At 54.1% G+C, this 13,220-nt stretch carries 12 protein-coding genes; 2 read left to right on the plus strand and 10 right to left on the minus strand.

The genetic code is table 11. The features are described 5' to 3' along the window. Positions 1 to 62: 62 nt before the first annotated feature. From fldA to ybfF, 3 genes are all read right to left on the minus strand, one after another. A complete protein-coding gene (fldA, locus tag ACH0VJ_RS16200; RefSeq protein WP_001018621.1) occupies positions 63 to 593 on the minus strand; it encodes a flavodoxin FldA in 531 nt (176 codons plus the stop codon). A gap of 150 nt (positions 594 to 743) precedes the next feature. After that, a complete protein-coding gene (ybfE, locus tag ACH0VJ_RS16205; RefSeq protein ID WP_001040939.1) occupies positions 744 to 1,037 on the minus strand; it encodes a LexA regulated protein in 294 nt (97 codons plus the stop codon). 133 nt (positions 1,038 to 1,170) lie between these two features. Next, complete coding sequence (gene ybfF / locus ACH0VJ_RS16210) at positions 1,171 to 1,941, minus strand: esterase (protein ID WP_000773245.1); 771 nt, start codon at positions 1,939 to 1,941, stop codon at positions 1,171 to 1,173. 184 nt (positions 1,942 to 2,125) lie between these two features. Here ybfF and seqA point away from each other — a divergent pair, with 184 nt between their 5' ends. Both seqA and pgm read left to right on the plus strand, forming a co-directional pair. Then, entirely contained in the window at positions 2,126 to 2,668 is a 543-nt protein-coding gene (gene seqA / locus ACH0VJ_RS16215; protein ID WP_000848398.1) for a replication initiation negative regulator SeqA, read from the plus strand. A 24-nt stretch (positions 2,669 to 2,692) separates the two neighbouring features. Continuing rightward, a complete protein-coding gene (gene pgm / locus ACH0VJ_RS16220; protein ID WP_000974385.1) occupies positions 2,693 to 4,333 on the plus strand; it encodes a phosphoglucomutase (alpha-D-glucose-1,6-bisphosphate-dependent) in 1,641 nt (546 codons plus the stop codon). 114 nt (positions 4,334 to 4,447) lie between these two features. Here the strand turns inward: pgm and ACH0VJ_RS16225 are convergent, their stop codons facing one another. From ACH0VJ_RS16225 to kdpC, 7 genes are all read right to left on the minus strand, one after another. Further along, positions 4,448 to 4,933: a pyridoxamine 5'-phosphate oxidase family protein gene (locus ACH0VJ_RS16225; RefSeq protein ID WP_000070053.1), complete on the minus strand. Its 486-nt coding sequence runs from the start codon at positions 4,931 to 4,933 to the stop codon at positions 4,448 to 4,450. A gap of 64 nt (positions 4,934 to 4,997) precedes the next feature. Then, positions 4,998 to 6,317 carry a putrescine-ornithine antiporter gene (gene potE / locus ACH0VJ_RS16230; protein WP_000042658.1) on the minus strand — a complete coding sequence of 440 codons (1,320 nt, stop codon included), beginning with the start codon at positions 6,315 to 6,317 and terminating at the stop codon, positions 4,998 to 5,000. Next, the gene (gene speF / locus ACH0VJ_RS16235) at positions 6,314 to 8,512 is read right to left on the minus strand and encodes an ornithine decarboxylase SpeF (protein WP_001292402.1); all 2,199 of its coding nucleotides are present in this window, start codon (positions 8,510 to 8,512) and stop codon (positions 6,314 to 6,316) included. The genes potE and speF overlap by 4 nt, the downstream gene beginning before the upstream one ends. A gap of 379 nt (positions 8,513 to 8,891) precedes the next feature. After that, positions 8,892 to 8,996, minus strand: a complete 105-nt coding sequence (gene speFL / locus ACH0VJ_RS16240; RefSeq protein ID WP_015632840.1) for a leader peptide SpeFL — start codon at positions 8,994 to 8,996, stop codon at positions 8,892 to 8,894. Positions 8,997 to 9,273: 277 nt separating this feature from the next. After that, the gene (gene kdpE, locus ACH0VJ_RS16245; RefSeq protein WP_000186061.1) at positions 9,274 to 9,951 is read right to left on the minus strand and encodes a two-component system response regulator KdpE; all 678 of its coding nucleotides are present in this window, start codon (positions 9,949 to 9,951) and stop codon (positions 9,274 to 9,276) included. Then, the gene (kdpD, locus tag ACH0VJ_RS16250) at positions 9,948 to 12,632 is read right to left on the minus strand and encodes a two-component system sensor histidine kinase KdpD (RefSeq protein WP_000997466.1); all 2,685 of its coding nucleotides are present in this window, start codon (positions 12,630 to 12,632) and stop codon (positions 9,948 to 9,950) included. The genes kdpE and kdpD overlap by 4 nt, the downstream gene beginning before the upstream one ends. Further along, positions 12,629 to 13,213, minus strand: coding sequence for a potassium-transporting ATPase subunit KdpC (gene kdpC, locus ACH0VJ_RS16255; RefSeq protein ID WP_000579804.1), 585 nt, complete (start codon positions 13,211 to 13,213; stop codon positions 12,629 to 12,631). The genes kdpD and kdpC overlap by 4 nt, the downstream gene beginning before the upstream one ends. Positions 13,214 to 13,220: the final 7 nt, after the last annotated feature.

Genomic DNA, 13,220 nt, shown 5'->3' on the forward strand with positions numbered 1-13,220 from the left:
CAATTATTTTGATTGGTCTTGTCTATTGATGCGGCGCAGATATAACGCTGCGCCGCATAAGATTAGGCGTTGAGGATGTCGTCGAGGTGCAATTCAGCCGAAACTTGCTTAACCCATTTTTCAACACGCTCGGCGGTCAGTTCAGGCTGACGGTCTTCGTCAATCGCCAGACCGACAAAATGATCGTCGTCAGCCAGACCTTTAGAGGCTTCAAAATGATAGCCTGCGGTTGGCCAGTGACCCACAATCGTGGCGCCGCGCGGCTCAATAATGTCGCGAATCGTGCCCAGCGCATCACAGAAGTATTCCGCGTAGTCTTCCTGATCGCCACAGCCAAACAGCGCCACCAGCTTACCGTTAAAGTCAATCTCTTCGAGAGTCGGGAAGAAGTCATCCCAGTCACATTGCGCTTCGCCATAGTACCAGGTTGGGATGCCCAGCAGCAGAATGTCATACCCTTCCAGGTCTTCTTTACTGCTTTTTGCAATGTCATGCACATCGGCAACGTCTTTACCAAGCTGTTTTTGAATCATTTTTGCGATATTTTCGGTATTACCGGTGTCGCTGCCGAAAAAGATGCCAGTGATTGCCATGAGTAAAATAACCTCTTGAAACTTATTGAAATGGTGGTGGCGAATTGCCCACGGATAAGGGCAATCATAGCAGAACAGGCAGATATGCGGAAACAGCAATCACGCGGGACTGCACGCTCTGCTACACGAAATATGAAACAAAACTTATTTTCAGACTAAACCCTGGCCGCGCAGCGCCATAAGCTGCTTCATTAATATTTCTTCAATGAGCTCGCTGCGGCTAATGTTGCGCGCTTCGGCCAGCTCATTCAGCGCGTCAACCGCTTGTGCGTTGAGTTTTAATTCGACACGCTTGAGGCCACGAACTTTGTCGCGTTTTAACTGGTTGCGCTTGTTGATGCGTAACTGTTCATCGCGCGAAAGCGGATTCGTTTTAGGTCGTCCCGGGCGACGCTCGTGCGCGAACAGATCTAATGTCGTACGGTCCGTTTGTTCTTTGGCCATGATTTTGGTGACTTCGGGGGAAACAATCAGCCAGGCTTATGCCCGGATGGATAGCGCGCCATCATACATCAGCGAGGAAGCGACGCCAACGCCCGCGCGCGTAATCGCGCACAGGCGATGAGTTTTTAATCAGTTAGCGTTTATCGTGCAGATAACGGCGGATGGCGCGCAGAACCGCCTCTGGTTTTTCGGCATGTACCCAGTGGCCCGCGCCGGCGATCACATGCGCGCGCGCCAAAGGGAATTGCGCCAGCAGCGCGTCGCGGTACGCTTCGGTCACGTACGGCGAGTTACCGCCTGGAATAAACAGCGCCGGATGTTCCCAGGGCGGAATGGTTTCCCAGCCGACGATATGCGGATACTGCTCCCATAATACCGGAACATTAAAACGCCATTCGCCTTCAGCCCAGGATTTTAACAGAAACTGGATCACGCCTTCTTCGTTGAGGTGCTGGCGCATAATCCCTGCCGCCTGTTGGCGGGATGTCGCGTCGGATTCGCTGACGGCGTTAATGGCCGCGAAAATGCGATCGTGGCGGCGAACGTGATAATCCACGGGGGCGATATCAATCGCGACCAGACGATCGATGCGATCGGGCGCCAGCGCCGTCAGCGCCATTACCGCTTTTCCGCCCATGGAATGACCAATAAACGTCGCTTTTTCAATCTGCTGCGCGTCAAGCGTATCCAGAAGATCCTGGGCCATTGCCGGATAATCCATGACCGGATCGCGCGGCGATAAACCATGATTGCGCATATCGACCTGAATAATGTCGTGATCGGTCACCAGATCGCGCGCCAGTACGCCGAGGTTGTCCAGGCTGCCAAACAGACCATGAACGAGAACGATGGGGGAATTATTGTGCAGGTTTTGTGCAGATTGCGCTCGGATGTTTAATTTCATGGCAAAGTTCTTTTTTTCGCTCTGTCGGGTTAGGGTATTATGTTGACCATTCTGCCACTGGGCTGCAACCTCTAAGGTTTACTCCGAGTTTTTTTGTCAGCCGGGCTTAACGCTATCCGCTGTTGGGATTTGTTCCTATAATCCCAATGACTTGTATTCAGCAAAGACATCGCACTGGATTAAGATGAAAACGATTGAAGTTGATGATGAACTCTATAGCTATATTGCCAGCCACACCAAGCATATCGGCGAGAGCGCATCCGACATTTTACGGCGTATGTTGAAGTTTTCCGCCACGACACAGCCAACGGCTTCAGCGGTGAAGGGGACGCCTGCGGCGCAACCCGTTGCCGAAGTGAAACCGGTCAACCCGGTAAAAGACAAAGTTCGCGCGATGCGTGAGCTGCTGTTGTCTGACGAATATGCCGAGCAGAAAAAAGCGGTCAACCGCTTTATGCTGATTCTGACTACACTCTATTCACTGGATCACCACGCGTTTGCGGAGGCGACGGAGTCGTTGCATGGCCGCACGCGCGTCTATTTTGCGGCGGATGAACAAACGCTGCTGAAAAATGGGAATCAAACTAAACCTAAGCACGTTCCCGGCACGCCGTACTGGGTGATCACCAACACCAACACCGGCCGTAAATGCAGCATGATCGAACACATCATGCAGTCAATGCAATTCCCGGCGGAATTGATTGAAAAGGTTTGCGGAACAATTTAATCCTTGCATTAGAAGGACCAGGCAATGGCAATCCACAACCGCGCAGGACAACCCGCGCAACAGAGTGATTTGATTAACGTCGCCCAACTGACGGCGCAGTATTATGTACTGAAACCGGAGGCAGGGAATGCAGAACATGCCGTGAAATTTGGCACTTCCGGCCATCGCGGTAGCGCAGGTCGTCACAGTTTCAACGAACCGCATATTCTGGCGATCGCCCAGGCGATTGCTGAAGAGCGGGCGAAGAATGGCATTACCGGCCCCTGCTATGTGGGGAAAGACACCCATGCGCTCTCGGAACCGGCCTTCATTTCCGTGCTGGAAGTGCTGGCGGCAAACGGCGTAGACGTTATCGTGCAGGAAAATAATGGCTTTACGCCAACGCCTGCCGTGTCAAATGCTATCCTGGTCCATAACAAAAAAGGCGGCCCGCTGGCTGATGGTATTGTCATTACGCCGTCGCACAACCCGCCGGAAGATGGCGGTATTAAATATAATCCGCCCAATGGCGGCCCGGCGGATACCAACGTCACTAAAGTGGTAGAAGATCGCGCCAATGCGCTGCTGGCGGGCGGCTTGCAAGGCGTTAAGCGCATCTCTCTGGATGCGGCAATGGCCTCGGGCCACGTTAAAGCGGTAGATCTGGTACAGCCATTTGTCGAAGGGCTGGCGGATATCGTTGATATGGCGGCGATTCAGAAAGCCGGTCTGACGCTGGGCGTTGATCCGCTGGGCGGCTCCGGTATTGAATACTGGAAACGTATCGCTGAGCATTACAAGCTTAACCTGACGTTAGTTAACGATCAGGTTGATCAAACCTTCCGCTTTATGCACCTTGATAAAGATGGCGCGATCCGTATGGATTGCTCCTCCGAATGCGCGATGGCGGGTTTGCTGGCGCTGCGTGACAAGTTTGACCTGGCCTTCGCCAACGACCCGGACTACGACCGTCATGGCATCGTGACGCCTGCAGGGCTGATGAACCCGAACCATTATCTGGCGGTCGCCATTAACTATCTGTTCCAGCATCGTCCTCTGTGGGGCAAAGACGTGGCTGTCGGTAAAACGCTGGTCTCTTCCGCGATGATTGACCGCGTGGTGAATGATTTGGGACGCAAGCTGGTGGAAGTGCCGGTAGGCTTCAAATGGTTTGTTGACGGTTTGTTCGACGGCAGCTTTGGTTTCGGCGGGGAAGAGAGCGCGGGCGCTTCGTTCCTGCGTTTCGACGGTACGCCGTGGTCTACCGATAAAGACGGTATCATCATGTGCCTGCTGGCGGCGGAAATCACCGCCGTTACCGGGAAAAACCCGCAAGAGCATTACAATGAACTGGCAGCGCGTTTTGGCGCGCCGAGCTATAACCGTCTGCAGGCGGCAGCGACCTCGGCCCAGAAAGCGGCATTGTCTAAACTGTCTCCGGAAATGGTCAGCGCCAGCACGCTGGCAGGCGACCCGATCACCGCGCGTCTTACCGCAGCGCCGGGTAATGGCGCATCGATTGGCGGCCTGAAGGTAATGACCGATAACGGCTGGTTCGCCGCGCGTCCATCCGGTACGGAAGACGCTTATAAGATCTATTGCGAAAGCTTCCTGGGGGAAGAACATCGCAAGCAGATTGAGAAAGAAGCCGTTGAAATCGTTAGCGAAGTATTGAAAAACGCCTGATGGGCGATATGGAAGAAAAAGGAGCCTTACGGCTCCTTTTTTGTATTAACGGCGCTGCGCTTATCAGGCCTGTAAATCGCCTCCAGGCCGGATAAGGCGCTTGTGATATCTGACTTATTCGCTCTGAGTCGCCAGATGTCGGCGGCAGGTGAGGGCGTCGCATTCGATACGCACCACGCAAACCGCTTTCATCATATCTTCCCGATAACTGAAGGTTTTTCCCGGATCGGTCTGACGCATAATGACGTCCAGGCCGTGGCGCATCTCCTCGCGCGTTTGCAATATCGATGCCAGTCCGGTGGCGAAAACGCTGGTGTAGGCGTAGCTATAATCACAGGGGTCATCGGCACGTAGTAATGCATGGTCGCCGTCCATTTCAATGCATACTGCCGGGTTCTTACGTAACAGACGCATCTTTTTCCCGGTGCGTGCGCCGTGAAAATAAAATATCCAGCGTCCGTTCTGATACTCGTAGCCAAAATTTACGGGGACAACATACGGACAGAGATTGTCATTAAACCCTATCCGACACACTTCGTGTTTACTGAGAATAGCCAGTATTTCTGCTATATCAGTGACTTCCCGTTCTGGATTACTCATTTCTATTATCTTATTCAAAGAGTGAAAATGCCCGGACTACCGTTACCGCAGCCCGGGCGCGCCATCAGCCGTGTTTATTTTTCAATTCAAAACGCGGTGAGACCAGGCCGTATAACGTCCAGCCGAGGAAGGTCACAATTGAGCCGTACAGCATGGCTTCTTCACCGGAGGAATATAGCGCGTAGAAGCTATACATGGCGCCAACGAAGGCCACGAAGTTAGCGACTTTCGCTTTTGATGACGGCACATTCGCCATTTTCTGAATGATAACCAGCGCGGCCATCGACAGAATATACGGAATAATGTTCGTCACCACCGCCAGGTTAACCAGGACGTTAAACTGACTATTCAGCGACGGGCTAATGGTCATCAGCGACAGGCCAGTCTGAATAATCACAATAATCAACATCCCCTGAACCGGCGCGTCGACTTTCGTTACACGAGAGAAGACTTTCGGGAAATAGCCTTCGTCAGCGGAGGATTTAAAGACCTGAGCGATAGTGAACTGCCAGCCCAGCAGCGAGCCGCAGCAGGACATTACCATCAGCGCCATGATCACTTTACCTACCGCAGGCGTGAACATCTGTGCAAACGCCAGACCAAACGGCGCCGTGGAGTTCGCCAGATCCATGTTCGGCACAATCCCGGCAATCACGTTAGTCGAAACGATATAGATGACCGCCGCGCCCAGCGTACCGCCCAGTACCGCAATGGGGACGTTCTTTTCTGGATTCTCGACCACGTCTGCGTTGGCGCAGGCGGATTCCAGTCCAAGAAATGCCCACAACGTCATGGCGATGGAAGAACCGACCGCGCTAAAGAACGGAACATGGTGCGGGTTCCATGACGCTACGTACATGCTGGGGCTAAACCAGAACCAGCCAATGATGCACAGGCCGACAACCGGAATGATGACGCCCCAAACGGTAACGCTACTGATCTGTCCGGTAATACGCGCGCCGCCAAAGTTTGCGATGGTACAAACCCACAATACGGCGATAGTCGCCAGACCGATCTGGAGCGGCGTCAGCGCGGCGCCGAACAGTTCGGTGCCATAGCCGACAGCGGAGATGGCGATAGCCACGTTGGCGATCAGCAGCGAGACGCCGTAGGTATAGTTCGCCATAAAGTTGCCGGATTTACCGAAGGCATATTCGGCGTAACCGCCCATGCCGCCGGATTTACGGCTAAACATACCGCATTTCGCAAACGCCCAGGCCAGCGCCATCGAGCCGACGGCGGTGACCAGCCAGGAGATAATGGATATCGTGCCGACTTCAGACAGTTTGGTCGGTAGCATGATGATCCCGGAGCCCATCATGTTGACCATAGTCAGAATTGTGAGCTGCACGACACCCATTTTATTGGATTTAGGTTTACTCATAATTTTTCCTCCTTCAGCAGGGAGCGCTGTGCGTCACGAGGTTTAATGACGTAGCACCAGACCTGCTTACGGCCGTCGTGTTCTTCGATATAAACGCCCTGCAGTTCAGGCGCAAAGCCCGGCAGCAGGTTGATCCCTTCTTCCAGGGCGCTGAAGTAACGCAGGACAGAACCGCCCCAGATTTCACCCGGAACTACACACAGCACTCCCGGCGGGTAAGGCAGAGCGCCTTCAGCCGCGATACGACCTTCCGCTTCCGGCAGGCGAACCAGTTCGACCTCGCCGCGCAGATAGGCATAGTTGGCCTCTTGCGGATTCATACTGACTTTCGGGAAATGCGATTTACGGAACATCTCTTTTTGCAGCTGTTTCACGTTGTGCCGCGCATAGAGATCGTGCATCTCCTGGCAAAGCTGACGCAGGGTATAGCCGGCATAACGCGCTTCATGCTGTTTGTAGATGGACGGTAATACTTCCGCTAACGGCGCATCAGCTTCCAGCAGTTTTTCGAAACGAGCCAGCAGGGCGACAAGCTGTTGTAACTTCGCCATGTCTTCTGCCGGCGTCAGCAGGAACAGAATGGAGTTGAGGTCGCATTTTTCCGGCACAACGCCGTTCTCGCGCAGGAAGTTGGCGAGGATCGTGGCAGGAACGCCAAAGTCTTCATATTCGCCGCTCGCTGCATTAATGCCCGGTGTGGTGAGCAGCAGTTTGCAAGGGTCGACAAAGTACTGATGTTCGGCATAGCCTTCAAACGCATGCCAGTGTTCTCCCGGAACGAAGTGGAAGAAGCGCAGATCGCTGGCGATCTCTGACGTCGGGTATGACTGCCACGGCTTACCATCAATCAGTTCCGGTACGAACGGACGGATGTGATGACAGTTTTCGAGGATCAATTTACGGGCATCGATGCCGTTAACCACGCAATCCATCCACATATTGCGACCGCTGACGCCTTCGTGCATTTTGGCGTTAACGTCCAGCGCGGCGAACAGCGGATAGAACGGGCTGGTGGAGGCGTGCATCATAAAGGCGTTGTTCATGCGCTTATGCGGAACGTAGCGCGATTGCCCTTTGATATGGCTATCTTTTTTATGGATCTGCGAGGTCTGGGAGAAACCGGCTTGTTGTTTGTGAACGGACTGCGTCACCAGAATACCCGGATCGTTTTCGTTCAGTTCCAGCAGCAGCGGCGAACAATCGGCCATCATCGGAATAAATTGTTCATAGCCGACCCAGGCGGAGTCAAACAGGATGTAGTCGCACAGATGACCAATTTTATCGACGACCTGACGGGCGTTATAAATGGTACCGTCGTAGGTGCCTAACTGGATGACGGCCAGACGGAATGGACGTGCTTCGCGGGCACGCTGCGGCGCGACTTCGCTAATCAGCTCGCGCAGGTAATCTTCTTCGAAGCAGTGAGCGTCGATCCCGCCGATAAAACCATACGGGTTACGCGCGGTTTCCAGATAAACTGGCGTTGCGCCCGCCTGCAATAATGCGCCGTGGTGGTTAGATTTGTGGTTGTTACGGTCAAACAGAACCAGATCGCCCGGCGTTAACAGCGCGTTGAGTACGACTTTGTTAGAGGAGGAGGTCCCGTTCAGCACAAAGTAGGTCTTATCGGCGTTAAAGACTTTCGCCGCATGTTGCTGCGCAATGCAAGGCGCGCCTTCGTGAATCAGCAGATCGCCCATCGCCACGTCCGCGTTGCATAGGTCGGAGCGGAAGAGCGTTTCGCCAAAGTATTCCACGAACTGATTACCGGCAGGATGACGGCGGAAGAATTCGCCGCCCTGATGCCCCGGGCAGTCAAATGCGCTGTTGCCCTGGTTGACATAATCCACCAGCGCGCGGAAAAACGGCGGACGTAACTGCGTTTCGTAGTGGCTTGCTGCGGTTTCCAACTGGCGACCATAGAAGGCAGTACGGGATTCATTATATTCGAATACACCAGAGATACGCGGCAAATACTCAGGCGGTACGCGCCCTTCGTCATGAGTCGCGACAAACACGGGAATACCGTAACCCGTTGCGTCGATTTCATCGAGTTTTCCGTGTTCAATGTCGTCGATGGATAACACGATGGCAGCCACGTCGATGAAACGACTCTCATCAACATTTACAATATTACGGTGTGTAGAAAAACAATCCGGGCAATGACGGCTAACGGCAATTTTTAATTCTGACATTTTTCATCTCTTTATTTCAGGTAATAGCAGGCCCTCAATTTCTCGCATGAGAAACTGATTCTTCCGGAAAAAATCAAAGCTATCCCGCTGATAAAAAAATCAGTAAATTAGCTTTATTTTAGATGTAATAAATCCCAACCCGTCCGGTTGCAGGGAATTCAGGATTTAAGGAGTTGAGTACTACGATATACAGGCAGAAACCGCGATAACTAAAATTGCGCTGAGTCGGAATTTCTTCTGTCAAACCACATGGTTAGCTGGCTGGGCGTAAAGGAATTACCGTGCTGTCGCTTTTAACAATTCGAGTTATTTAGGCAATAGACCTGAATGACATAAGGGTCGGAAAGACCTGTATGCTGAAGTACCCGTAGCAGAAAAACTACCGGGCATTAAAGAAATGAAAGTCGAAACTATTACGGTGGGCAAACATCATAATATGCGTTGTCCGCCTTATATGGGGCATAAAACGATTATTATTTTCCATTTTGAGGTCCTTTCATTGATTTATTGAAAGCATGGATATTTTATCCAGGAAGCGCCAGCAATCTGTGAACCAGATCAACAAAAAACGATCATTTGAAAAATAATTAGTCGGCGATTATGCATATCGTGCTGTGAAATAACGGATTGTTTCTTAAATGTTAATTATATGTTTTTTATATTCTCCATAAAATATAATATCGCCGCGAAAATAATTATTCGCGACGCCGAAAATAAATGACATAAAAATTAGAAGTTATTTAAAAATAATGAATAGCTATTCACGGCATAAAGCGATAGCCAATTCCGGTTTCGGTAATAAAATGGCGTGGGCGGGTGGGATCTTGTTCCAGTTTCTGGCGTAAATGTCCCATATAGATGCGCAAATAGTGGCTATGCTCCACGGCGTTAGGGCCCCAGACCTGGTTTAATAACTGCCGTTGGGTTAATACCTTGCCGGCATTATTGAGTAATACCGCCAGCAGGCGGAACTCAATCGGCGTCAGATGGATTTCTTCGTCGCCACGGTGGATCAACCGTGCGGCGAGATCGACCGTCACGCCGGAAAAGCGGACGATCGGATCGGCGCAAGGGCTGGCGGCGTGCCGTCGCAGCGCGACACGCAAACGCGCCTGCAACTCGCCAATGCCGAATGGCTTGCTCAGGTAATCATCAGCTCCGGCGTCAAGCGCGGCAATCTTATCGCTTTCTTCGCTGCGGGCGGAAAGGACAATCACCGGTATTACGCTCCACTGACGCAGGTCGCGAATAAAATCGATTCCGTCGCCGTCCGGCAGGCCGAGATCGAGAATAATCAGATCGGGCTTTCGCGTGGCGGCTTCCAGTAAACCACGTTGTAATGTTTCAGCTTCATACACGCGCAGGCCGTCGCCTTCCAGCGCGGCGCGCAGAAAGCGGCGGATGGCCTGTTCATCTTCAACAATCAGAACGTTTGTCACATATCCTCATGAAAATCGTCAAGTTCAGGTGGTTTTCCTTGCGGCAGCGTAACACGGAAACAGGCGCCGCCCTGCGGTCGATTATAGGCGGTAAGCGTGCCGCCGTGTACCTCTACGATAGCATGGCAAATCGCCAGCCCCAGCCCCACGCCGGGGACGGCGGACTCTTTGTTGCCGCGGGCGAACTTATCGAAAATCTTCTGTTCTTGCCCCGCAGGAATACCCGGCCCGTTATCCCAGACATCCAGTTGTAAACGATCGTCCTTAACCGCAGCATCAATGCCGATACTGGCCTGCGGCCCGGCGTACTTAACGGCGTTTTCCAGCAAGTTGATCAGGACGCGCTCAAATAAGGGGCCATCGACATGGATAAGCGTTAACTGTTGCGGCAGCGACAATGTAATCGGATGCAATAAACCCGGCTCTAACATCTGTAACGCGCTCCCGACGACCTCTTCCAGCGTCAGCCACTCTTTTTTAAGATTAAACCCGCCGGACTGAATACGCGCCATATCCAGCAAATTATTCACCAGCCGGGTGGTGTTGAGAATATGCTGGCGGATTTCACTGGCCTGACGCGCGTGGGGCGATCCTGCGCTGGCTAAATCCAGCGTCAAAATTTCCGCCTGGCCGAACAATACCGTCAGCGGCGTGCGTAAATCATGCGACAGCGCCGCCAGCAGAGCGTTGCGAATACTTTCTCGCTCGCTGGCGAGACGCGCCTGTTCTTCGCTGGCGGTCAGCGTCAGTCGTTCCAGCGCGTTGGCGACAAGCAGAGTAAATGTTTCCAGCAGGCGTTGCTGCTCCGGCACCATTAACTGACGCAAATTACCCGGTTCGACGATAGCCAGACCGTACGTTTTATCGGCGCTTTTCAGCGGCAGGATTTGATAAGGTACGCCAGGGAGGGTATCGGTGCCTGCGCCGGCAGGCTGGCCTTTATCAAAACTCCAGCGCGCAATTGCGTCGTCCCACGGCGTCATGCCTTGCTGGTGGGTGAGAGGCAGCAACTTACCGTTAGTATCAGGTAATAAAATTTGGCTCCGCGCCTGAAACGTCGAGGCGATAAACCGCTCGCTGGTCGCGGCGATATCATGTTCGCTACGCCCGACGGCCAGCGCTTTAGACATTTCATATAAATGACGGGTACGCTGTTCCCGATAACGGGCGACGCGCGCCTGATAGCGCACCCCGGCAGTAAGATTGCCAATCACCAGACCAACCGTCAGCATCACGGCAAAGGTCAGCAAATACTGCACGTCCGAAACGGCGAGCGTACCGCGTGGCGCGATAAAAAAGAGATCGAAACTCGCCACGTTAATCACCGTCGCCACCACCGACGGCCAGCGTCCGTAAAGCAGCGCAATCACCACTACGCCCAGCAAATAGAGCATCACCAGATTGGCGGCGTCAAAGGTGACAAGCCACTGCATAGCGATAAGCGTGGTGATGGCGCAAAGCGCCACGGCGACCAGACAGCCCTGAATCTGCCCACGCCATTTCTCTTTAAAAGGTCGGTTATCAGGCGTTTGCGCCAACGCGCGGGCTGGCGGCTCTTCCAGCGCGACGATTACCTGATCGAGATCCGGCGCGCGCCTGGCAAGACGGTCGGCGAAAGCGTCACGTCGCCACCAGCGTCGCGACGCCGGGCGGCCCATGACGATTTTCCCCAGATTGTGCTCGCGGGCATAGCGCACGACCGCTTTCTCTTCGGCGGGAGCGGACAGGGTGGCGGTTTCCGCGCCAAGCTCCTGCGCCAGGCGCAGCGCGCTTAAAATGGCCCGCCGTTGTTTTTCCGGTAAGCGGTGTAACGTTGGCGTTTCGACATAGACGGCGTGCCAGACGCTGCCGAGCCGGGAGGCCAGACGCGCCGCGGTACGCACCAGTTTTTCGCTGCCGGTGTTATGCCCGATACACAGTAAAATCGCATCGCGGGTATGCCATACTTTTTCTTCGCCCGGATGCGCGCGCCAGGCGCGCATCTGATCGTCCACGCGATCGGCTGTCCGGCGTAGTGCCAGTTCGCGGAGGGCGATCAGATTGCCCTTGCGGAAAAAATGTTCAATAGCGCGTTCCGCCTGACCGGCGATATACACTTTACCTTCGTTAAGCCGTTGGCGCAGATCGTCGGGCGGCAGATCGACCAGTACGACTTCATCAGCGGCATCAAAAAAGGGATCGGGGACGGTTTCGCGCACCTGAATCCCCGTGACGCCGCTCACCACATCGTTCAGACTTTCCAGATGTTGTACGTTCACGGTGGTGAAAACGTCGATTCCCGCTTCCAGCAGCTCTTCAATATCCTGCCAGCGCTTAGGATGGCGTGAGCCAGGCGCGTTACTGTGCGCCAGCTCATCCATTAAAATCAGCGCCGGACGCCGGGCGAGGGCGGCATCCAGGTCAAATTCGCGAATTTGCCGCCCCCGGTGCGAGTGACGTTTTGGCGGCAGAATGGTCAGCCCGTCAAGTAGCGCGGCGGTCTCTTCACGGCCGTGCGTCTCTACCACGCCGATCACCACATCCAGCCCCTGCGCTCGCAGCCGCTGCGCTTGCGCCAGCATCGCCCAGGTTTTTCCGACGCCTGCGCAGGCGCCGAAGAAAATTTTCAACTTCCCCCGGTGGGGCGGGGGCGTTTGTTCCAACAAGCGATCCGGATCAGGACGCAAGGGTTCGTCGTTCATTTCGCTCTGTGTCCCTGTAGCGCATCCAGCGCCAGATTAAGCTCAACAATATTCACCACCGGTTGCCCAAGAAAGCGCGCCAGCGGCCTGTGCGTATATTCTGCAACCAGTTGCGCGACCTGTTCAACGGGAAGCTGGCGAGCCGCCGCCACGCGGGGGATTTGCCATGCCGCGGCGCCGGGTGTCAGATTATTATCCAGCCCGCTTGCCGAGGCCGTCGCCAGCTCAACCGGAACCGCGGAACTCGCCTGGGGGTTAGCGGCGCGTAGCGCGGCGACGCGGGCCTGTATTTGCGCATCCAGTTCGGGATTGCTTGCGGCCAGGTTGCTTCCGCCCGACGCCAGTGGATTATAAGGCGTATCGGCGGTGGCGGAGGGCCGGCCATGAAAATAGCCCGCGGCGGTAAACGATTGTCCGATAAGCGCTGAGCCGCGTATCACATTGTCTTTATGAATCAGCGAGCCATTAGCCTGCCAGGGAAACCACCACTGCCCCAGCGCCGTGGTCAGAAGCGGATACACGCCGCCGGTCAATAACAGCAGAAATAACATTGTCGAAAAAGCAGGACGTAAACCGATCATCATACAC

Origin of the sequence: Salmonella sp. 2020_1459 (assembly GCF_043847915.1) — a bacterium.
GTDB classification, from domain to species: Bacteria; Pseudomonadota; Gammaproteobacteria; order Enterobacterales; family Enterobacteriaceae; genus Salmonella; species Salmonella enterica.

Excerpts from the sequence above, each read along its gene's own strand:
- fldA (WP_001018621.1), bottom strand. The coding sequence starts at position 593 with ATGGCAATCACTGGCATCTTTTTCGGCAGCGACACCGGTAATACCGAA.
- pgm (WP_000974385.1), top strand. The coding sequence starts at position 2,693 with ATGGCAATCCACAACCGCGCAGGACAACCCGCGCAACAGAGTGATTTG.
- speF (WP_001292402.1), bottom strand. The coding sequence starts at position 8,512 with ATGTCAGAATTAAAAATTGCCGTTAGCCGTCATTGCCCGGATTGTTTT.
- ybfF (WP_000773245.1), bottom strand. The coding sequence starts at position 1,941 with ATGAAATTAAACATCCGAGCGCAATCTGCACAAAACCTGCACAATAAT.
- speFL (WP_015632840.1), bottom strand. The coding sequence starts at position 8,996 with ATGGAAAATAATAATCGTTTTATGCCCCATATAAGGCGGACAACGCAT.
- seqA (WP_000848398.1), top strand. The coding sequence starts at position 2,126 with ATGAAAACGATTGAAGTTGATGATGAACTCTATAGCTATATTGCCAGC.
- kdpD (WP_000997466.1), bottom strand. The coding sequence starts at position 12,632 with ATGAACGACGAACCCTTGCGTCCTGATCCGGATCGCTTGTTGGAACAA.
- kdpC (WP_000579804.1), bottom strand. The coding sequence starts at position 13,213 with ATGATCGGTTTACGTCCTGCTTTTTCGACAATGTTATTTCTGCTGTTA.
- potE (WP_000042658.1), bottom strand. The coding sequence starts at position 6,317 with ATGAGTAAACCTAAATCCAATAAAATGGGTGTCGTGCAGCTCACAATT.
- ACH0VJ_RS16225 (WP_000070053.1), bottom strand. The coding sequence starts at position 4,933 with ATGAGTAATCCAGAACGGGAAGTCACTGATATAGCAGAAATACTGGCT.
- ybfE (WP_001040939.1), bottom strand. The coding sequence starts at position 1,037 with ATGGCCAAAGAACAAACGGACCGTACGACATTAGATCTGTTCGCGCAC.